We start from the raw sequence: 311 nt of genomic DNA on the forward strand, positions 1-311 counted from the left end.
ACAGCATACTCGGCATAGGCCCCGATAAACCGCGGATTCGTAACACCATAAACTTGATCTCCCACACGCAGTTCGGAGACTCCGGGCCCTACGGCGACGATTTCACCGGATAGATCCGAACCCAGAGTGAGGGGGAGCGGTTGCGGCAAAGCGCTCTTCCCGGCCCTGATCCAGCCATCCCATGGGCCAACTCCAGCGGCTTCAACCTTGACCAGGACCTCGCCCGAGCCCGGCTCGGGCCGCGAGACGCGCTCGAACTTCATAATCTCTGGCGGCCCAAACTCGTGCACGCGCCAGGCCATCATTGTTGA

At 61.4% G+C, this 311-nt stretch carries 1 protein-coding gene; it reads right to left on the bottom strand.

Annotation, left to right across the window (positions count from 1 at the left end):
* On the bottom strand, window positions 1–305 hold a 305-nt coding region (locus ACZXDY_RS46650), incomplete at its 3' end, for an alcohol dehydrogenase catalytic domain-containing protein (protein WP_464350123.1).
* Window positions 306–311 lie beyond the last annotated feature (6 nt).

The sequence above is a fragment of the Bradyrhizobium sp. LeoB3 genome (genome assembly GCF_055456055.1).